At 30.4% G+C, this 21,223-nt stretch carries 15 protein-coding genes; 13 read left to right on the top strand and 2 right to left on the bottom strand.

Annotation, left to right across the window (positions count from 1 at the left end):
• The first annotated feature begins 11 nt into the window (after positions 1–11).
• From Q3223_RS17935 to Q3223_RS17910, 6 genes are all read left to right on the top strand, one after another.
• Positions 12–1,037 (top strand): protein arginine kinase, encoded by a 1,026-nt coding sequence (locus Q3223_RS17935; RefSeq protein ID WP_054268643.1) that lies wholly within the window; start codon positions 12–14, stop codon positions 1,035–1,037.
• Positions 1,024–3,471, top strand: coding sequence for an ATP-dependent Clp protease ATP-binding subunit (locus Q3223_RS17930; RefSeq protein ID WP_054275550.1), 2,448 nt, complete (start codon positions 1,024–1,026; stop codon positions 3,469–3,471). The genes Q3223_RS17935 and Q3223_RS17930 overlap by 14 nt, the downstream gene beginning before the upstream one ends.
• A 179-nt stretch (positions 3,472–3,650) precedes the next feature.
• Positions 3,651–5,024, top strand: a complete 1,374-nt coding sequence (gene radA, locus Q3223_RS17925) for a DNA repair protein RadA (RefSeq protein WP_054268645.1) — start codon at positions 3,651–3,653, stop codon at positions 5,022–5,024.
• A gap of 2 nt (positions 5,025–5,026) precedes the next feature.
• A complete protein-coding gene (disA, locus tag Q3223_RS17920; protein WP_054268646.1) occupies positions 5,027–6,097 on the top strand; it encodes a DNA integrity scanning diadenylate cyclase DisA in 1,071 nt (356 codons plus the stop codon).
• Between the two features lie 88 nt (positions 6,098–6,185).
• Complete coding sequence (locus Q3223_RS17915) at positions 6,186–7,280, top strand: PIN/TRAM domain-containing protein (protein ID WP_021382466.1); 1,095 nt, start codon at positions 6,186–6,188, stop codon at positions 7,278–7,280.
• A gap of 128 nt (positions 7,281–7,408) precedes the next feature.
• Entirely contained in the window at positions 7,409–9,586 is a 2,178-nt protein-coding gene (locus tag Q3223_RS17910) for a hypothetical protein (RefSeq protein ID WP_407812336.1), read from the top strand.
• A 142-nt stretch (positions 9,587–9,728) separates the two neighbouring features.
• On the opposite strand, the gene Q3223_RS17905 is transcribed toward Q3223_RS17910, so the two are convergent.
• Both Q3223_RS17905 and Q3223_RS17900 read right to left on the bottom strand, forming a co-directional pair.
• Complete coding sequence (locus tag Q3223_RS17905) at positions 9,729–10,826, bottom strand: sensor histidine kinase KdpD (protein ID WP_223195512.1); 1,098 nt, start codon at positions 10,824–10,826, stop codon at positions 9,729–9,731.
• A gap of 4 nt (positions 10,827–10,830) precedes the next feature.
• Positions 10,831–11,565, bottom strand: coding sequence for a response regulator transcription factor (locus Q3223_RS17900; RefSeq protein WP_407812335.1), 735 nt, complete (start codon positions 11,563–11,565; stop codon positions 10,831–10,833).
• Positions 11,566–11,731: 166 nt separating this feature from the next.
• On the opposite strand from Q3223_RS17900, the gene Q3223_RS17895 reads away from it, so the two are divergent.
• The 7 genes from Q3223_RS17895 (at position 11,732) to lpdA (ending at position 21,098) form a co-directional block, all read left to right on the top strand.
• Positions 11,732–13,213, top strand: coding sequence for an aspartyl protease family protein (locus tag Q3223_RS17895; RefSeq protein WP_407812334.1), 1,482 nt, complete (start codon positions 11,732–11,734; stop codon positions 13,211–13,213).
• 105 nt (positions 13,214–13,318) lie between these two features.
• The gene (locus tag Q3223_RS17890; RefSeq protein WP_407812333.1) at positions 13,319–14,779 is read left to right on the top strand and encodes an aspartyl protease family protein; all 1,461 of its coding nucleotides are present in this window, start codon (positions 13,319–13,321) and stop codon (positions 14,777–14,779) included.
• Positions 14,780–15,180: 401 nt separating this feature from the next.
• Entirely contained in the window at positions 15,181–16,134 is a 954-nt protein-coding gene (locus Q3223_RS17885; RefSeq protein WP_054268652.1) for a sugar-binding transcriptional regulator, read from the top strand.
• 37 nt (positions 16,135–16,171) lie between these two features.
• The gene (locus Q3223_RS17880; RefSeq protein WP_054268653.1) at positions 16,172–17,134 is read left to right on the top strand and encodes a thiamine pyrophosphate-dependent dehydrogenase E1 component subunit alpha; all 963 of its coding nucleotides are present in this window, start codon (positions 16,172–16,174) and stop codon (positions 17,132–17,134) included.
• Positions 17,135–17,158: 24 nt separating this feature from the next.
• Positions 17,159–18,145, top strand: coding sequence for an alpha-ketoacid dehydrogenase subunit beta (locus Q3223_RS17875; RefSeq protein WP_407812331.1), 987 nt, complete (start codon positions 17,159–17,161; stop codon positions 18,143–18,145).
• Between the two features lie 12 nt (positions 18,146–18,157).
• Positions 18,158–19,204 carry a 2-oxo acid dehydrogenase subunit E2 gene (locus Q3223_RS17870; protein ID WP_407812329.1) on the top strand — a complete coding sequence of 349 codons (1,047 nt, stop codon included), beginning with the start codon at positions 18,158–18,160 and terminating at the stop codon, positions 19,202–19,204.
• Positions 19,205–19,367: 163 nt separating this feature from the next.
• Positions 19,368–21,098, top strand: a complete 1,731-nt coding sequence (gene lpdA / locus Q3223_RS17865; protein ID WP_407812327.1) for a dihydrolipoyl dehydrogenase — start codon at positions 19,368–19,370, stop codon at positions 21,096–21,098.
• The last annotated feature ends 125 nt before the right edge of the window (positions 21,099–21,223 follow it).

The raw sequence follows: 21,223 nt of genomic DNA, 5'->3' as shown, positions 1-21,223 counted from the left end.
GGAGTGATATTATGAGAGAAAACATAGTCATGAAATCAAGAGTTAGGCTAGCTAGAAACTTAAATAATTATCCTTTTCCAAATAGATTAGATAAAGAAAGTGCTATGGAAATAATAGAAAAAGTAAAAAATGTATTTATGAATTCTAGTTTAGAACAAAAAGAAGAGTTTGATTTCTATAAAATTGAAGATTTAGATGAATCTAAAAAAATGCTTATGGTTGAAGAACATATAATAAGCCCTGATTTAGCGGAAAATGATAAAAGTGCAGTTATAGTAAAGAAAGATAAAACTGTAAGTATAATGATAAATGAAGAGGACCACATAAGAATACAAACTATGTGTGATGATTTAAATTTAGAATATGCATATAACATAGCAAATGAGATAGATGATTTGTTAGAATCAAGTTTAGAATACGCATTTAGTACAAAGTTAGGTTATCTTACATCTTGCCCAACTAATACAGGTACAGGAATGAGAGCTTCTGTAATGATGCATTTACCAGCATTAAGTCAACTAGGTTATATGGATGAACTTTATAAAATATCCTCACAAATAGGGATAGCTATAAGAGGTATATATGGAGAACGAACAGAAGCATTAGGAAACATATATCAAATATCCAATCAACTTACACTTGGAAGAACAGAATCTAACATCATAGAGAATGTAAGTGGTCTTACAAAAGATGCAATTTCAAAAGAAATAAAATCAAGAGAAATATTGCAAAAAAAATTAGGTATAAAATTAGAAGATAAAATATTTAGGTCAATAGGTATTCTTGAAAATTCAAGAGTAATGAGTAGCTCAGAGGCTATGAGTCATCTATCAAATATAAAAATGGGCATAGAAATGAATTATATAGATAAATTAGATTTAAAAGCTATAGAACAACTTATGATAGGTATACAACCTGCACATCAGTCAATAATGTATAAGAGTGATGATGTTGAGAATAGAGATATAAATAGAGCAACATACATTAGAGAGACTTTGGAAAAATTAAGAGGAGGGATAAATTATGAACTTCAATAGATTTACACAAAGAGCTAAGAAGGCAATAGATTTAGCATTTGAATCAGCTAAAACCTTAGGACATAATATTGTTGGAAGTGAACATATACTTCTAGGTCTTTTAAGAGAAGAAGAAGGTATAGCTGCTAAGGTTCTAAGTAAAGTTGGATTTACAGAGGCTTATTTAGAGGGTAAAATAATTGATATGGAAGGCAAAGGAGACGGGATTCCAGAGGATATAGTATTAAGTCCAAGAAGTAAACAAATACTAGAACTATCAGGAATGTTTGCAAATAAATTAAAAACAAATTATATTGGAACTGAACATATACTATTATCTATCATTCAAGAAGGTGAAGGAATAGCTAATAAGATTTTAAATTATGCAGGAGTAAATGATAGAACTCTTGCCCAATTAACAATTGATATGATGGGAATTAGTGATAAAAATCAATATAAAGCAGAAAATAGTTACACGAGCAACCAAAATCAAGTGGAGTCTAAGGTACTTGATAAGTATGGAAGAAACCTTACTCTATATGCAAAACAGAATAAAATAGACCCAGTAATAGGTAGAGAAAAAGAAATACAAAGAGTAATACAAATATTAAGTAGAAGAACAAAAAATAATCCAGTGTTAATAGGAGACCCAGGAGTGGGTAAAACAGCTATAGCGGAAGGTTTAGCAACAAATATAGCTCTAGGAAATGTACCAGAAACATTAAAAAATAAAACATTATACTCTTTAGAAATGGGTTCTTTATTAGCAGGTGCTAAATATAGAGGAGAATTTGAAGAGAGAATCAAAGAAGTTGTAGATGAAGTTGTTAAAAATGGAAATATAATTTTATTTATAGATGAAATGCATACTATAATAGGAGCTGGGTCTACAGGAGAAGGCTCTATAGATGCATCGAATATATTAAAGCCAGCTTTAGCAAGAGGGGAAATACAAGTTATAGGTGCAACTACAATTGATGAATATAGAAAGCATGTTGAAAAAGATTCTGCACTAGAAAGAAGATTCCAACCAGTTATGGTAGATGAACCAAGTAAAGAAGATTCAATAAAAATATTAGAAGGATTAAGGGATAAATATGAAGCTCATCATAAAGTTAAGATAACTGACGATGCTATAAAGTCAGCTGTAGAATTATCAACTAGATATATATCAGATAGATATCTACCAGATAAAGCTATAGACTTGATTGATGAAGCCGCATCAAAAGTAAGATTAAAGGAAAATACACCTCCTTCAGAAATAAAAAAATTAGAACTAGAAATAGAAAATATAGATAAAGAAAAAGAAGAAGCTGTAAGATGCCAAGATTTTGAAAAAGCAGCAAAAATAAGAGATGAACAAGGTCTACTTAAAAAACAATTAGAAGATGTAAGAGAAAGATGGAATAAATCATCTAAACATTCTGATTTAGTTGATGGAGAAGTTATTGCTGAAGTAGTTGGCTTATGGACAGGAATACCTGTCAATAAAATTCTTGAAGAAGAAGCTGATAGACTTCTAAGACTTGAAGAAATCTTACACAATAGAGTCATAGGTCAAGAGCAAGCAGTAAAAGCTATCTCAAAGGCAATTAGAAGGTCAAGAGCAGGTCTTAAAGACCCTAATAGGCCAATTGGTTCGTTTTTATTTTTAGGTCCTACAGGAGTAGGTAAAACGGAGTTATCTAAGGCATTAGCAGAGGTACAGTTTGGAGATGAAAATCAAACAATAAGAATAGATATGTCTGAATATATGGAAAAACATGCTGTATCAAGAATGATAGGTTCACCTCCAGGTTATGTTGGTCATGATGAAGGTGGCCAATTAACTGAAAAGGTAAGAAGAAATCCATATTCAGTTATTTTATTTGATGAGATAGAAAAAGCTCATCCAGATGTATTTAATATTCTATTACAAATCTTAGATGATGGTAGATTGACTGATTCAAAAGGAAGAACTGTAGATTTCAAAAATACTATCATAATAATGACATCAAATGTTGGGGCGTCTACGATTGGAAGACAAAAAACTTTAGGTTTTAGTATAGCTAAAGGAGATGAAGAAGAAAAGTCTCAATATGAAAAAATGAAAGAAAATATAATGGGTGAATTAAAACAGAGATTCAGACCTGAGTTTTTGAACAGAATAGATGATATAATTGTTTTCCATTCATTAAATGAAAACCACATATCAAAAATAATACTTTTAATGGTGGCTAAGTTACAAGAAAGACTAAAAGAAATGGATATAAAATTAGAAATGAGTGACGAAGCCGTTAAATTAATTTCTAAATCTGGATTTGATTTAGAATATGGAGCAAGACCTCTTAAAAGAGCTTTACAAAAAGAGTTAGAAGATGAATTATCTGAAGCAATATTAAAAGGTGATGTGAAAAAGGGAAGTAATGTAGTAGCAAAAGTAAAAGATGAAAAAATAGTTTTTGAAACTAAATAATTTAATAGAGTTGCATTTTAAAATCTTGTAGATACAAGTTTTATAACTTAAACAAAATTTTAAGGGCAATGAATCTATAATAATTCATTGCCCTTAATTATTTTATTTAATCTTTACATATTGTCTTTCACATATGCTAAAATTATAGTATATAATAATAAATTAAGGATGATAAAAGTATGGCAAAAATAAAAACAAAATATGTATGTCAATCTTGTGGATATGAAACAGCTAAATGGCTTGGAAAATGTCCTGAATGTACAAAGTGGAATACATTTGTAGAAGAAGTAGACCAAAAAAGCACAAAAAAAGAGGTCTTTATAATAGATAAATCTTCATCTAAACCAGTTAGTATAAATTCAATAGAAAGCAAAGAAGAAGAAAGATTTACAACCGATATAAATGAACTGGATAGAGTACTTGGAGGAGGTATAGTTAAAGGTTCCTTAGTACTTGTTGGTGGAGACCCTGGTATAGGTAAGTCGACACTCTTAATTCAAGTTTCTAGTAACGTTGCTAATTTGGGAAAAACTGTTTTATATATAACTGGAGAAGAATCAGAATCTCAAATAAAAATGAGAGCTAAAAGATTAGGAATTAACTCAGAAAATCTGTATATATTTGCTGAAAATAATTTAAGCATAATTGAATCTTATTTAGAAAGTGTAAATCCAGAATTAATAATTCTAGACTCAATTCAAACTGTCTTTAGTCCAGAAATATCCTCGGCACCAGGAACTGTCAGCCAAATTAAAGAAGGTACTTCAAAATTTATGAAAATTTCTAAAAAAATGGGTATTTCAACATTTATAGTTGGTCATGTGACAAAAGAAGGCTCACTAGCAGGGCCAAAATTATTAGAGCATATGGTTGATACTGTTCTATATTTTGAAGGTGAAAGATATAATACTTATAGATTAGTGAGAGCTGTCAAAAATAGATTTGGCTCAACGAACGAACTTGGAGTATTTGAAATGAGAGATTTAGGATTAGTAGAACTTGATAATCCATCTAAAATTTTAATATCTGAGAAACCTAAAGATGTGGCAGGGTCAGTAATAATATCTACTGTAGAAGGTACAAGACCGATGTTACTTGAATTACAGGCATTAGTTTCACCTACAAGTTTTGGTATACCAAAGAGAACATCTACAGGTGTAGATTATAATAGAGTAGGTATGTTATTAGCAGTATTAGAAAAACGTGTAGGATTGCAAATACAAAATCAAGATGTCTATATAAACATAGTTGGAGGGATAAAAATAAATGAACCTTCAATTGATTTAGGAATAGCTATTTCTGTAGCATCTAGTTTTAGAAATATACCTATAGATGAAGATATAGCTGTTACAGGAGAAGTGGGTCTTACAGGAGAAGTTAGAGCAGTAAGTTTTATAGAAAAGAGAATAGCTGAATGTAAAAAACTTGGATTTAAAAAGATAGTAGTTCCTAGAAGTAATTATGAGGTTGTAAAAGACACCAAAGGTATAGAAATATGGCCAGTAGATAACTTAAGACAAGCCATAAATATAGTGCTTGGGAGGAATCAATAAATATGGAGAACTTTCTAGATAATAAAAATATGTTATATGCATTAAAAATGATATCTCCTGGAACTCCACTTAGATTAGGTCTAAACAATGTACTAAGAGCTAAGACAGGTGGCTTAATTGTAATTGCAACTAACGAAGATGTAATGAAAATAGTAGATGGTGGATTTGCTATAAATGCAGAATATTCGCCATCATATTTATATGAATTAGCTAAAATGGATGGAGCAATAGTTTTAAGTGGTGATATAAAGAAAATACTATTTGCTAATGCACAACTTATACCAGATTATTTTATAGAAACATCAGAAACTGGAACAAGACATAGAACAGCTGAAAGAGTAGCAAAACAGACTGGTGCTATAGTCATAGGAATATCACAAAGAAGAAATGTTATAACAGTTTATAGAGGAAATGAGAAGTATGTGGTCGAAGATATATCTAAGATATTTACTAAGGCAAATCAGGCTATACAAACTCTAGAAAAATATAAGACCGTATTAGATCAAGCTATAACAAATTTAAACGCTTTAGAGTTTAATGATTTGGTAACTATTTATGATGTTGCATTAGTCATGCAAAAAATGGAAATGGTAATGAGAGTTACAAGTATAATTGAAAAATATGTGATAGAATTGGGTGATGAGGGAACTTTAGTAAGTATGCAATTAGAAGAATTAATGGGTACAACTAGAATAGATCAGAAATTAATATTCAAAGATTATAATAAAGAAAATACAGAAATAAAGGAACTTATGAAAAAAGTTAAAAATTTAAATTCAGAAGAACTAATAGAATTGGTTAATATGGCAAAACTATTAGGGTATAGTGGTTTTTCAGAAAGTATGGATATGCCTATAAAAACAAGAGGCTATCGAATTCTTAGTAAAATACATAGACTACCAACAGCAATAATAGAAAACTTAGTAAATTATTTTGAAAACTTCCAGCAAATATTAGATGCGTCTATTGAAGAATTAGATGAAGTTGAAGGAATAGGTGAAATAAGAGCAACATATATAAAAAATGGACTCATAAAAATGAAACAATTAGTATTATTAGATAGACACATATGATGAATTTTAAATGAATTTTACTACTTTTTTCTTGAATATAATATACACTTTGGTCTATAATAGATAAGTATAACTAGGGGGTGAAGCATTGATAAGGAAAGTAACAAGGATATTGTTTATTTTACTTGGATTTACGATAGGTATAACGACCTATTTAACATTAATGAAAGATTTTGAAATATTAACATTTGGGAAAGAAACATATGGTTATATCGCAGCTGTAGTAGCAGGTATAATAATAGCCATTTTAGGATATCTTATAGAACCATGGGTTGTAAATAGAGTAAAAGAAATTGCTAAAATAGTGGATAAAGAATTATCAAAATATCCTCAAACTGATATATTGTTAGGGTCTATGGGGCTTATAGTAGGATTTGTGATTGCATATTTATTAAGTGGATTAGTAAATAGAATACCAATAGTAGGTGGGATACTATCTTTACTATTATATTTATTCCTAGGATATCTTGGAATGAAAGTTGCGCTTAAAAGTAAAAATGATTTATTTAATATTGGAAAATTAGGAAGATTAGCAAATCCTATTAAAGATAAAGATAAGGACAAAGAAAATAAAAAAGATATAAAAGCAATTCCTCCAAAAGTATTAGACACAAGTGTAATAATTGATGGAAGGATAGCAGATATTTGTAAAACAGGATTTATAGAGGGAAAACTTATTATTCCTGCTTTTGTTTTGGAGGAACTAAGACACATTGCAGATTCTTCAGATGATTTAAAAAGAGTAAGAGGTAGAAGAGGTCTGGATATATTAAATATAATTCAGAAAGAATTAAATATAGAAGTTGAAATAAGTGAGAGAGACTTTGACGAAATAGCTGAAGTTGATAGCAAATTACTAAAGCTTGCTCAAGTTTTAAATGGAAAAGTTGTTACCAACGATTATAACTTAAATAAAGTTGCTCAATTCCAAGGTGTTGAAGTATTAAATATAAATGAGTTAGCTAATGCCATAAAACCAGTTGCGATACCAGGTGAAGATATGGTTGTTCAAGTGGTTAAAGAAGGAAAAGAGGCTCAACAAGGTGTTGCATATCTAGATGATGGAACTATGATAGTTGTTGATGGAGGAAGAAAGCATATGAATGAGACTATAAAGGTGCTTGTGACATCTGTTCTTCAAACTCCTGCAGGTAGAATGATATTTGCAAAACCTAAAAATTAATATATTCAAATAAACCAATAGTTTGGGCTGTTTATTTTAAATAGATGGTCCAAATTTATTTATTTATAACGACAATGTTTAATGTATTCTTAAAGGTGAGGATTTAAATCAGAAAGCAGGGAGAATTTATGAGAAAAAAAATTATATCTTTCTTAGCAACATTTATCATAATATTAACATCGATGAGTCAATATAGTTTTGCAGATGATATGCCAACATATGGAAAAGTAGTATTTATAGATATGAATAGAACTAGTATGAGCAATATGTTGAGAATAAAATCATTGAGAGAAGAACTAGATAATAGAGGATATATCGGTCTAATGAACATAAGAGGCGATAAGGGTAGTGATGACAGACGGTCATATGCTAGCATGGGTGCTGGTGGAAGAGCTAATGTAGCTAATGAAGAAGATATTAATTTTGAGAGCTCAAGTAAAGATAGGGACATAGTTTTTAAAGCAGCTACAGGAAAAAATGCAAAAGGTATAAATGACTTAACCATAAATAAGTCTATAAATGAAAATTTAAACTTTGGGGAGTATGGTTCTGTACTAGGGTCATTAGGTCAAAGTTTATCTGATAATGGGCTAAAAACATCTGTGTTGGGAAATGCAGATATAATTGAAAATGGTCAACTCATAAAAAATAGAAACTTATGCCTAGTTGCAATGGATGAGTATGGGAGAATTCCTAATGGAAATGTAGATAATATAAATAAGAAAGATTTATCTATGCCTTATGGAATATCAACTGATTATAATAAATTGATTACAGAGACTAGAGAAGCTTACAAAAACAATGATGTAGTTTTTGTAGAGCTTGGAGATACATATAGATTAGATTTATATAAACCAAATCTAACTGAAGAAACATATGCGAGCATAAAAAATAACATAGAAAAAAATATAGATGTATACTTAAAAAATGTATTTTCTATGGTTGGAGAGAATGACACTGTTTATATATCAAGTGCATTTCCAAGTGACTTAGATTACAAAAATAAAAGAAGGCTTTCTCCAATAATAAAATTAAATGGTAATGGAAAAGGGATGTTATCATCTTCAACTACGAGAAGAGAAGGTATTGTGACTAATCTAGATGTTGGAGCTGAAATATTAAATAACTTTGATATAAAAAATCAAAATATGGTTGGAAAGAAGTATGAACTTATTAACAGAGATGATAATAAAGAATATCTGATGGATGAGTACCAAAAGATAGTATCTGTTTCAAGTATAAGGTCTATAATACTTAATGGATTTGTAAGTATAGTTTTCTTGTCATGGATAGTTGTTATGATTCTAATTTTATTTAGAAAGCATATATCAAAAAATCACAAAGAAACAATATTTTTTATATTAAAAGAATTTCTAAAAATAGGAATAGTAATGCCATTATCATTTATGATAACTCCAATAATGAATTTTAAAACACCAGTAGCAATATCTTTAGGAATAATTATAATAACGCTTACTATATACTTAATAAGCAAAGTTTTAATAAAGAATGATTTAAAAAACATGTTATTCTTTACAGGTTTAACCATATTGATTGTGGTTATTGATTCTGCATTTGGTTCATATTTAATGAAAAGTAATGTGATGAGTTATGATTGTATAATTGGAGCTAGATACTATGGAGTAGGTAATGAATATCAAGGAGTAGCAATAGGTAGTGCGATACTTACGTTTGCAGTTTTACTTACATATAAAAAGATACCAAAATGGTCTGTGATAGTTTTTTCTTTAGTTATATTAATTACAAGTGCATCTCCAATTATGGGAGCAAATGTTGGAAGTGCTATTTCTGAATGTGTTGCATTTTTACTATTTATACTATTGATATACAATGTAAAAATAGACTTTAAAAAAGTTGTACTATTAGGTATAGCTGTATTGATTGTTTTAGGAATTTTTGTAGCTATAGATATGATTTCAGGAAGTAACTCACATTTAGGTATGTTTGTAAAAGAAATTTATACTAATGGACCAGGAGAAATAATACAAACATTTAGTAGAAAGATAGAGATGAACTTGAAGCTAGCTCAAACCAGTGCATGGGTAAATATACTACTAACTGGAATCGGAGTGATTTTAGTTCTTATGATTAATCAGATTAGATATTTTAAACAATTAATTGATGAATACCCAATTGTATTTAAAGGCTTTATAGCGTCAATAGCAGGATGCTTTGTAACTCTTTTAGTAAATGACTCTGGAATTGTGTCATCAGCTACAGCTTTTATTTATGTAATTGTACCTATGATTATATTAAGTATAAACCTGGTAGCATTAAAAGAATAAGTTGCATATATGCTATGTATAAATATTGATATGTTAATTTAAATTTATTTTGTCAAAATAAATTTAAAGAAGAAATTTTATAAAAATTAGTTATTATATAAAAATCCCAAGTTTATTTTAACTTGGGATTTTTATATAATAACTAATTTTTATCTTGTTTCAATATAATTTGAAAGGATGTACTTTTCCCTAAAATGCTTGAAACCGAAATATTCCCTCCATGTGCATCAATAATCTGTTTAACAATAAACAATCCTAATCCTTTGTTTTGTGTATTATGATTTTTGCTACTATAATATTTGTCAAAAATATCATCTGCTTTTTTCGCATTTATCCCAACCCCATTGTCAGTAGTATTAATGTAAATTTGTTCAGAACTCTGTTTTAAGCAAATTTCTATTTCTGTACCATCAGGATTATGTTCAACACAATTCATTAAAAGGTTATAAAGAGCTCTATACATTAATGTCTCATCTATGGCTAAATACAAACATTCTAAATCTGTATAAAATCCAAATATCTGTTTTTTAGATTTTGGATTATTAGCTACATCAGCAATAAGGTTTTGAAGAAATGCAACCATTTCAACCTGTGTGTGTTTAAGCAGTATTTTTCCAGACGAATCTATAAAAAATGTCAGACTTAAATTGTCTATTAATTTTTCAATATATACTCCTTTTTTATATATGTTATCTAAAAATATCGTTCTCTCTTCTTCACTAAAACTGTGGTTTTTGTTAAGCATTAGAGATGAATATCCTGTGATGTATGATAATGGCGTTTTCAAATCATGTGATACACCAGCAAGCCAATCAGTTTTTGCAACTTCAAGTTTTTCTCGTTCAATTTCAGTTTCTTGAAGCTTATTGCCTAAAGATTTTATATTTACAATGACTTCTTTATACATAAAATAGTACCATTTTAATTTCCCATTATTGGTAAAGGCTTTTTTGACTATTGCATAATCTCCTTTAGATAAATTACTTATTGAACAAATTATCAAGTAAAGTGGTCGAACAAGAAATAAGCAAAAAAGTATCCCTCCTGTAATAAAGCAGAAAGAAATTATAAGTATGCTTGGGAAATATCCAATAGATGAATCAGCCACATATAAAAATTCATGTGATCTTTCAGGATATATTAATTGATTAAGTAATATGAATAATGTAACGAAGTATACTAGAAATATAAAGAGACCTGTTGTAAAGTAAGCAATAAAACGAAAGTATAATTTTTTCAATATATCAGCTCCCCTCTGGTGGTATGAACTTATACCCAACTCCACGAAGGTTTGTAATAACTTTGTATGGTTTATTATCATCCAGTATCTTTTTTCTAAGCTTGGATATATGTATTGTAACAGTCTTTTCATCTCCATATTCTGCTAATCCCCAAATTGTATCGTACAGATGTGATGTAGTAAAGACTTTGTTAGGGTTTTGGCAAAAAAATTCCATTAGCTCGAGTTCTTTGGCTGTACATTCTACGTCTTGACCATTTACAGTAAGTATTGCACAAGTCATATCAAGAATAATATAGCCATAATGATAAATTAAGGAATTTTCTGAATGAGTATGTAATACTGAATGTTCAAGTTGTTGACGCCTAAAAATAGCTTTAATTCTGGCGACAAGCTCCATTGTATTAAAAGGTTTTGTTATATAATCATCACCACCAATAGCAAATCCTGATAATTTATCGTAATCACCAGTTTTGGCAGTCAGAAATACGATAGGGGCTATAGTTTTCCTGCGTATTTTTGCACATAGTTCAAATCCGCAATAATCTGGTAGCATTACATCAAGAATGATAAGGTCATATTGCCTGTTTTCAATACACTCAAGGGCTTTGGTTCCTGTTGATACACAGGTAACATTATTATAATGTTCTTTATTTAAGGTTATTTTCACTAGGGCTAACAGCCCTTCTTCATCATCAACAATAAGTATCCTTTCAGGGTTTTCCAATTTGTCATCCATAATATTTCATCTCCCAGTATACAAAAATAGTATCATTATAATACCATACATGCAAAGTGTAAGCAATAAATTGTTCTTTTGTTTTACCCTCACTTTACTTTTATTTTATTTTCATACTATATTCTATAGATAAAAAGAGATATAAAAATAAAACAGGAGGTAAAAAATGACAAAATCGCTAAAATCAAGAGGAACAAGTATTCTTCTATGTGGAGCTTTGATTGTTGGTGTAATGACAGGATGTACATCTCAGGCTACATCAACAAAAAACTCAACATCTAAGTCAAATCCTAAAACAACGGAAAAAGTTACTCGTGTAAGTTCTGAAAATCAGTTAAAGAAATTAAAAGAAAAATATGATAAAAATCCAAATGATAAAGCATTAGCATTAAAATATGCTCAAAACTTATTTGAATTGGGAGATTTTACAGAATTACAAGAAGCATTGAAGCTATTGTTAAATGGAGATAAACCTCTACCAGATGCTATTTACCTTTCAGCACAAATAAAATATATGAATGGTAATTATACACAAGCAGAAAAGCTATACAATACTCTTGTGGAGAAATATCCAGATAAATTTAAAGAAAAGGCAGAAGCTGGTCTATCAATGACCTATTATCAAACAAATCAATATCAGAAAGCAAAACAGTTATCTATTGGTCAAGAAAATACAAGTAGTTTATTAAATAACATGATGAAAGATTTTGGTGATAGGCAACCTAATCAAATTGAATGGAATGGAAAAAATGAAAGTGTTATTCCATTTCTTACAACTGACCCTCTGCCTGTTGTGCCAGTAGAGATAAATGGAAAAAGAATGAACGCTTTTATTGATACTGGTGCTCCTACATTTATTCTTGACAAAAAATTTGCAAAAGAATTTGGAATCAAACCAGTTTCAAATGCAGATGGGAATTTTGCTAGAGGTGGTACCTCTGAGATTGGATTTAGTAGAGCTGATTCATTTAAGGTAGGAGACATAAATATGAAAAATATCCCTGTAATGATAGGAGAGCTTGGTGGACTTGCAGAACTATTTAAGAATACTGGATTAGATGTTCGTGCTGTTCTTGGTACAAATGTATTAAAACAATTTGTACCAACAATGGATTATCCAAATGGTGAGTTGGTATTAAGACCACGAAGTGAAGTAGTAAGGAATGAAATAGTTATAACGGATGAAGATATCAAAGAAGGTAAAGGTGAAATAATACAACAAATTCCATTCACACTTTCTTCTACTCATTATATGTTTGGTAAAGGTTCAATTAATAATAAAAATAATCTTAATTTCTCTATTGATTCAGGATTTAATGGTGGAAAGGGTGCTGGAGTTATGTTGCCTAAACAAACAATAGATTTATTAGGTATTACTATGCCAAATCTAAGACCAGCTACTAAAGATGAAGGCGGAATGACAGGAAATGATTTTGAAGTGGCACAATTTGATATTTCGTCATATGGATTAGGTAATGTACAACAGAGAAAAGGTATTGGGTATTTTGTGACAGGACAAGAAAGAATGTATCAAGTACATGGATTTTTCCAAGATGCTTTAATAAGCCATAATTATCTGAAGAATTACAAATGGACAATTAATTTTGATTCAATGACGATGACATTTAATGAGAAGAAGAATATATAATCTAAATTGTGAACAAGAGATATCTTTTTAATTTTACTTTTGCTTTACTTTTATTTTACTTTCATATTGTATCTTATAGATAAGAACAAAAATAGGAGGTAAAAAATGATAAAATCACTGAAATCAAGAGGAATAAGTATTATATTATGTGGGGCTTTAATTGTTGGTGTAATGACAGGATGTACATCTCAGGCTACATCATCGAAAAGCTCAACGCCTAAGTCAATAACTAAAACAACAAAAAAAGTTACTCGTGCAAGTTGCGAAAAACAACTAACAGAAATAAAAGGAAAGTATGAGAAAAATCCAAATGACGAAGTTCTAAGATTAGAATATGCTCAAATACTATTTAAATTAGGTGACATTACAAAAGCACAAGAGATGCTGAGTCCCTTGATGAATTCGAAGAAGCCTTCCCCAGATGTGATTTATCTTTCTGCACGAATAGAATATCTGAATGGTAATTATGAGCAGGCTGAAAAACTATATAATACTCTTATAGAGCAATATCCTGATAAATTCAAAGCAAAAGCTGAAAAAGGATTGACACTAACATATTATCAAACAAATCAATATCAAAAAGCTGAAAAATTATCCGAAGCATCAGAAGATAAAAACAATAGTATAAATAGTGTATTGGAAATGATGAAAGCTTTTAAGGATAAACAACCAAATCAAATTGACTGGAATGGAAAAAGCGAAACAGTGATTCCTTTTATCACAACTGAACCTCTGCCAGTTGTGCCAGTAGAGATAAATGGAAAAAGGATAAATGCTGTTATTGATACTGGTGGCCCAATGTTTACTATTGATCAGAAACTTGCAAAAGAACTTGGTATAAAAACAACTTCAAAAAACGAAAATGAATTTGCTGGAGGTAATACTGTTGAAACTGGTTTTGGTCAAGCTGATTCACTTACTATAGGAGATGTAAATATTAAAAATGTACCTGTAATGTTGGGACCATTTGATGGGTTTGAAGAGGGGCTTAAGGATTATGATGTTCATGGTATTATTGGTACAGGTGTATTGAAGGAATTTGTACCTACGATGGATTACCTTAGTGGCCAATTAATATTAAGACCTCGAAATGAAGTAGGTAGAGAGAATCTTAATAAAATGCTTGCAGATGATAAAATATTGGAAGAAATGCCATTTACGCTTGCAGCCATTCATTTTATGTATGGAAAAGGATCAGCCAATCAGAAAAGTGGACTTAACTACTTCATTGATTCAGGACTTGGTGACGAAAAAGGTGCTGGAATTATATTACCTAAAGAAACAATAGACTCTTTGAAGATTCCTATGCCAGAGCTAAATAAAGCTCCTGAAGGACAAGGTGGAATGGGAGGAAGTGATTATAAGGAAGGCCATTTTGACATTTCATCATATGGACTGGGTAATTTACAATTGAAAAATGGTATAGGATATTATTTTACAGGTGGAGTTTTGGATTATGATGAGGAAGTTGGATTTGTTAGTGATGGATTGATAAGTCATCATTATTTTAATAAGTATAAATGGTCAATTGATTTCGATTCTAGGAAGATGACATTTAGCAAATAAAAATAGCATATAACACAAATTGCATGATTAAGTTTCACTTCTTTAAAGACACAGAGGTACAAGGAAAGTATCTCTGTGTTTTTTATATCCAAAAATATTTTATAAGTAAAATGTAATAGATAACTTGTTTATAAATATGTTAAGAGTAATAGTATTATAGTTCATCTAATTACAGAGATACTATTAGTTGTTCAAGTTTCTAGCTGAGTTATAACAGAATTAGATACAGTAGTAAAAGCTAAAACTATATTTTTACGAGTGTTTATTGTAAAAGTTTTCTCATTATACAAAAAAACAGTTGACTTTTTATATGAACCCCTTCTATAATGTTACTGAAATTAAGTAAAATGATTGAACAAATGTAAAGATAATTAAAAAAGCTTGATTTTGGAGGAAAGCAAATGAAAAAAATTGGAGACCTAAGGTTAATGATGAAGTGTTGTTCACTTTATTATGAAGATAATTTAAATCAGCAAGAAATAGCAAATCAATTGGGAATATCAAGACCAACAATATCAAGAATATTAAAAGAAGCTTTTGAGCAAGGCATAGTAAAAATACAAATAGTTGATGTTTTGAAAAATGACTACCAAAAAATAGAGAGAAGTTTAGAAAGAAAATATAAATTAAAAGAAGTAATAGTAGTAGATGATAAACAGGATTCACTAACACAAAAACAAGAATTAGCAAGAGCTGTATCTGAATATTTAACCAGAGTAGTAAAGGAAAATGATATAATAGGAGTTTCAATAGGAACTACACTAAAAGAAATACCTAGATATGTGGAAAAAAATAACTGTAAGAATGTTACATTTATACCTCTATTAGGTGGGATTGGAGACAATGAAATAGATATTCACGCAAATCAAATAGCAGTAAGTTTAGCAAGGGCTTTTGGAGGAGATTTTAAACTATTACATGCTCCAGCTGTTATGTCTGATTTATCTACAAAAGAAAAACTTTGCAAAGACGAAAAAATTAAAGAAGTGCTAGATTTAATAGATAAAACGACTATAGCAATCGTAGGTATAGGAAATCCAATGAGCTTAAACTCAACAATAATGGCTTCTGGGTATATGAATGAGGCAGATATAGAAGATTTGAAAAAATATAATTCAATAGGTGCGATTTGTTTGCAAGCCTTTGATAAAGAAGGAAAAACTTCTATACTTGAATTTAATCAAAGAGTACTAGGAGTAAAGCTAGAAGATTTAAAAAAGATAAAAAGGACTATAGGTGTAGCTTCAGGAGATGAAAAAATAGAAGCAATAAAGGCATCATTAAAGGCAAAGTTTATAAATAGTTTAGCAATTAATCACAGTTTAGCAATTGAATTATTAGAAGATTGTGACTAATAGAAAGATAGATAAAAGTTAACAGGAGGGAATGTATATGTCAATATCAAAAGAAACATTACTTGAAATGTATAAGAGAATGAATCAGGCTAGAAAATTTGAAGAGAAAGTTAGTTGGTTTTTTGCAAGAGGTATGGTTCACGGAACAACTCATTTATCTGTAGGTCAAGAGGCATCAAGTGTAGCAGCTGTAATGGCTTTAGAAAAGGGAGACTTGGTATCATTGACTCATAGAGGACATAGTCAATTTATAGGAATGGGGATAGACCTAAACAAAATGATGGCTGAACTTATGGGCAAAGAAACTGGATTTTGTAAAGGAAAAGGAGGCTCAATGCATATAGCAGATATTGAGTCAGGTAATTTAGGAGCAAATGGAGTTGTAGGTGGAGGTCTTACAATAGCTCCAGGAGCTGCACTTACACAACAATATAAAAAAACAGGCAAAATAGTTTTATGTAGTTTTGGTGATGGAGCATCAAATGAAGGTACTTTTCATGAAGGTATAAATTTATCCTCAATATGGAAGTTGCCAATAATATTCTACTGTGAGAATAACTTATATGGAATGTCAACAAGCATAAAACGCCATATGAATATAGAAAGTATTGCTACTAGAGCAGCTTCTTATGGAATAGAGGGAATATCAATAGATGGGTATAATCCAATAGAAGTATATGAGACAGTACAAAAAGCTGCTGAAAAATGTAGAAGAGGAGAAGGTCCTGTATTGATTGAAAGTAGAACTTATAGATGGTTAGGTCACTCAAAGTCAGATGCAAATGTATATAGAACAAAAGAAGAAATAGAATCATGGAAAGCAAAGGACCCTATTGAATTTTTAAGAAATTATCTTATCGAAAAGAATATCTCTAATGAAAATGAATTAGATAAAATTCAAGAGTTTGCCAAACAATCAATAGAAGAGGCAGTGGAATTTGCTCAAAATAGTCCAAATCCAAAGATAGAATCTTTATTAGAGGATGTATATGCAGACTAAAAATGGTAAAGGAGGAAGAAAAAAATGAGTACAAGAGAATTAACATATGCACAAGCGATAAAGGAAGCAATGTCAGAAGAAATGAGAAGAGATGAAAATGTAATATTTATGGGAGAAGATATAGGAATATATGGAGGAGCATTTGGTGTATCAGTTGGAATGATAGATGAATTTGGACCAGAAAGAGTAAAGGATACTCCTATATCAGAAGCAGCTATAGCAGGAGCAGCAGCAGGAGCAGCAGCAACTGGTCTAAGACCTATTATGGAAGTAATGTTTATGGACTTTGTGACAATCTCTATGGATGCAATTGTAAATCAAGCAGCAAAAATGAGATATATGTTTGGTGGAAAAGCACAAGTTCCAATGGTTGTTAGATGTCCTGGTGGCTCTGGGACTGGTTCAGCAGAACAACATTCACAGAGTTTAGAAGCTTGGTTTTGCCATGTTCCAGGAGTAAAAGTAGTTGCACCTTCTACACCAGCAGATGCTAAAGGTTTATTAAAAGCAGCTATAAGAGATAATAATCCAGTTATATTTGTTGAAAATAAATTGTTATATAGAAAAAAAGGTATTGTACCAGAAGGTGATTATGTAATTGAAATTGGAAAGGCAGACATAAAAAGAGAAGGAACAGATGTTACAGTAATCACTTATGGAAGGATGTTACAAAGTGTTGAGGAAGCAGCAGAGACATTATCAAAAGAAAATATAAATGTAGAAATTATAGATTTAAGAACCTTATATCCATTGGATAAGGAGACTATAGTTAAAAGTGTATGTAAAACTGGAAGAGTTCTAATTTGTCATGAAGCAGCTAAGACTGGTGGACTAGGTGGAGAAATATCAGCCTTAATAACAGAAAGTGAATCATTCGATTATTTAGATGCACCAGTAAAAAGAATATGCGGAAAAGATGTGCCAATACCATATAATCCCGAGTTAGAAAAAGCAGTTGTCCCAAGAGTTGATGAAATAGAAGAAGCAATAAAATCTTTGATTGTTAGATAAGGAGGGATAGATATGGTGGCAAATAAAGTAAAGGCCACACCAGCAGCTAGAAACCAAGCTAGAAAAGACAACATAAAACTAGATAAGCTGATTGGAAGTGGAGAAAATGGAAGAATTCATTTAGTTGATGTGTTAAATTACTTAAAAGATAGTAAGGTAAATGCTACACCTTTAGCTAAAAGAATAGCAGAAGATTTAAATATAGATTTAGAAACTATTGTAGGTACTGGATATAATGGAAAAATAAGAAAGTATGATGTGGAAAGAGTAAATACACAAGAGGCTGTTGTGTCAACTAACATATCTAAAACTAATGATACAGAGGAGATAAATACGAAAAGTGAAAATTCAAGTGTGTTTAATACAGTAGAAGGAGAGTTTGAAAAACCAAATCCAATGAGAGCTACTGTAGCAAAACGAATGTCAGAAAGTTACTTTAGTGCTCCTGTATTTACATTCAACATAGAGGTAGATGCTACAGAATTGAAGTCACTCAGAGCAAAATTAATAGATACAGTAAAAGAATCAGTTGGAGTAAAATTGACTATGACAGATTTAATAGTAATGGCAGTGTCTAGAATACTTCCAAAGCATCAAGCATTAAATTCTGCATGGACAGATGAGGGAATATTTAGATACAAAGATATAAATATAGCTATTGCAGTTGGCCTAGATGAAGGTCTATATGTCCCAGTAGTAAAGAACGTAAATAAAAAATCTTTAAAAGAAATAGCAAAAGAAAGTAAAGAGTTTGCTGAAAAAGTAAAAACAGGGAAACTTCTACCAGCAGACCAAGAAGGGAATACATTTACTATAAGTAATGTCGGAATGTATGGTATAACTACATTTACACCTATAATAAATATGCCTTCAAGTGCAATATTAGGGGTAGGTGCTACACAAGATAAGTTTGTTCCAGTAAATGGAGAGGCTAAAATAAAACCTATAATGAACTTATCATTGACATCAGACCATAGAGTGATAGATGGAACAGTAGCAGCAAAATTCTTAAAAGAGTTAAAAGAATTGTTAGAAAATCCTTTATCAATGCTTGTATAGGTTTTGATGTTTCTTTATTGATATAATAGTTTGAATAGGTTACATAGTTATAATTATTTAGGTGAATTTAAAACCTTTATATATTTAGCATTATTTTTAAAGTGAACTATATGAATATAAATTGATTAATGAAAATATATGAAAATAAATAGGAGGAGAGCCTATGTCAGTAGAAGTTATAATGCCAAAAGCAGGAGTAGCTATGGAAGAAGGTACCATAGTATCTTGGCTAAAACAAGAAGGCGAAGAAGTAAAAATTGGAGAACCTATATTAGAAATAACAACAGATAAAGTAAATATGGAAATAGAATCAGAGGGAGAAGGTACACTGGCTGTAATCATACATAAAGAAGAAGGTGAAGTATTACCAGTATTTACAGTAATAGGTGCAATAGCAGAAAAAGGTGAAAATCAAGAAGAAATAAAAGCTAAATATTTATCTGGAGATGTGCCAAAAGAAGATGCTATTGAAGAAAAGCAAAGCGTGGAGGATAAAGAAGAAAAAGTAAATAAAAAAGAGTGTAATCATGACTATGATGTAGTGGTAATAGGTGGAGGACCTGGGGGGTACTTAGCAGCATTAAAAGCAGCCCTGTTAGGAGGAAAAGTTGCATTAGTTGAAGAAAATGTATTAGGAGGAACTTGTTTAAACAGAGGTTGCATTCCTACAAAAACTTATATAAAAACAGCAGAAATATTAGAGGAGATTGACCAGTTATCAAAAAGAGGTGTAAAAGTAACTGTAGATAAAGAGCAAGACATCAAGAAGGCAATAAAATATAAAAATAGAGTAGTTAAAAAACTTACTGCTGGTGTTGGTGGTCTATTAAAAAGCAGAAATGTAGAAGTATTTAATCTTAAAGCTAGTGTTAAAGAAGAGCATAAAGTAATATTATCTGATGGAAAAGTTCTAGATACAGAAAATATAATAATTGCAACAGGCTCTAAAGTAAGGGTATTGCCTATAAAAGGAATAGAATCGAATTTGATAATAACTAGTACAGAGGCTTTAGACTTAGAGACAGTACCAGAAGAATTAGTAATAATCGGTGGTGGAGTGATAGGTTGCGAATTTGCAGAGATATTCAATTCAAGAGGCTCTAAGGTAACTATTGTAGAAATGGAAGATAGAATAATCCCAAGAATGGACAAGGAATTAAGTGAATCTTTGAATTATTCTCTTAATAAAAAAGGCATAAATGTATTAACTAAAAAGAAAGTTTCTGAGTTTAAAGAAGAAGGCAATAAAATATTAGTTTGTATTGAAGGTGAGGAGACAATAAAAGCAGATTTATGTCTATATGCTATAGGAAGACAAGCTAATCTTTCTGGTATAGAAGATTTAGACATTAAAATAGATAAAGGTTCTATATCTGTAAATAGCAAAATGGAAACAAGTATACCAAGTATATATGCAGTAGGTGATGTTACTGGAGGTGTAATGTTAGCTCATGCAGCATTTAAAATGGGAGAAGTAGCAGCTTCAAATGCTTTAGGTATGAATGAAGAAGCTGATTTAAGTGCATTACCTAGTTGTGTTTATACAATTCCAGAAGTAGCATCAGTTGGGCTTACAGAGGAAGATGCTAGAAAGAAACACAATGTAAATGTGGGTAAATTTAACTTTGCTGGGAATGGAAGAGCTTTAGCTTCTGGACAAGAGCAAGGATATGTAAAAGTGATAGCAGATGCTAAATATGGAGAAATTTTAGGTGTGCATATGTTTGGTTGTGGTGTAGCAGAACTTATAAATCATGCAGCATCATTTAAGGCATTAGAAATACCTGCTGATGAAGCTAGTGAGTTGATATTTGGTCATCCATGTACTTCAGAAGCTTTGATGGAAGCTTTGGCAGATGTAAGTGGAGAATGTTTACATTTACCTAAAAAATAAATTAGAAGAATAAAATATTAAAGTAAGTCTATTATTAATATAAATTTATTTTATAAAATATTAAAATGCTTATTTAGCCATACTCTTTCTTGTATAAATGTATGTATTTGTACAAGAAGGAGTAT

The organism is Clostridioides sp. GD02367 (assembly GCF_045900275.1).
GTDB lineage: Bacteria > Bacillota > Clostridia > Peptostreptococcales > Peptostreptococcaceae > Clostridioides > Clostridioides difficile_A.
Note: the sequence above shows the minus strand (reverse complement) of the source record. Positions and strands in the feature narration are given on the sequence as shown.

What these genes read in the sequence shown, in the direction of transcription:
- Q3223_RS17935 (WP_054268643.1), top strand. Translation starts at nt 12, where the DNA reads ATGAGAGAAAACATAGTCATGAAATCAAGAGTTAGGCTAGCTAGAAAC.
- Q3223_RS17930 (WP_054275550.1), top strand. Translation starts at nt 1,024, where the DNA reads ATGAACTTCAATAGATTTACACAAAGAGCTAAGAAGGCAATAGATTTA.
- radA (WP_054268645.1), top strand. Translation starts at nt 3,651, where the DNA reads ATGGCAAAAATAAAAACAAAATATGTATGTCAATCTTGTGGATATGAA.
- disA (WP_054268646.1), top strand. Translation starts at nt 5,027, where the DNA reads ATGGAGAACTTTCTAGATAATAAAAATATGTTATATGCATTAAAAATG.
- Q3223_RS17910 (WP_407812336.1), top strand. Translation starts at nt 7,409, where the DNA reads ATGAGAAAAAAAATTATATCTTTCTTAGCAACATTTATCATAATATTA.
- Q3223_RS17900 (WP_407812335.1), bottom strand. Translation starts at nt 11,565, where the DNA reads ATGGATGACAAATTGGAAAACCCTGAAAGGATACTTATTGTTGATGAT.
- Q3223_RS17895 (WP_407812334.1), top strand. Translation starts at nt 11,732, where the DNA reads ATGACAAAATCGCTAAAATCAAGAGGAACAAGTATTCTTCTATGTGGA.
- Q3223_RS17890 (WP_407812333.1), top strand. Translation starts at nt 13,319, where the DNA reads ATGATAAAATCACTGAAATCAAGAGGAATAAGTATTATATTATGTGGG.
- Q3223_RS17885 (WP_054268652.1), top strand. Translation starts at nt 15,181, where the DNA reads ATGAAAAAAATTGGAGACCTAAGGTTAATGATGAAGTGTTGTTCACTT.
- Q3223_RS17880 (WP_054268653.1), top strand. Translation starts at nt 16,172, where the DNA reads ATGTCAATATCAAAAGAAACATTACTTGAAATGTATAAGAGAATGAAT.
- Q3223_RS17875 (WP_407812331.1), top strand. Translation starts at nt 17,159, where the DNA reads ATGAGTACAAGAGAATTAACATATGCACAAGCGATAAAGGAAGCAATG.
- Q3223_RS17870 (WP_407812329.1), top strand. Translation starts at nt 18,158, where the DNA reads ATGGTGGCAAATAAAGTAAAGGCCACACCAGCAGCTAGAAACCAAGCT.
- lpdA (WP_407812327.1), top strand. Translation starts at nt 19,368, where the DNA reads ATGTCAGTAGAAGTTATAATGCCAAAAGCAGGAGTAGCTATGGAAGAA.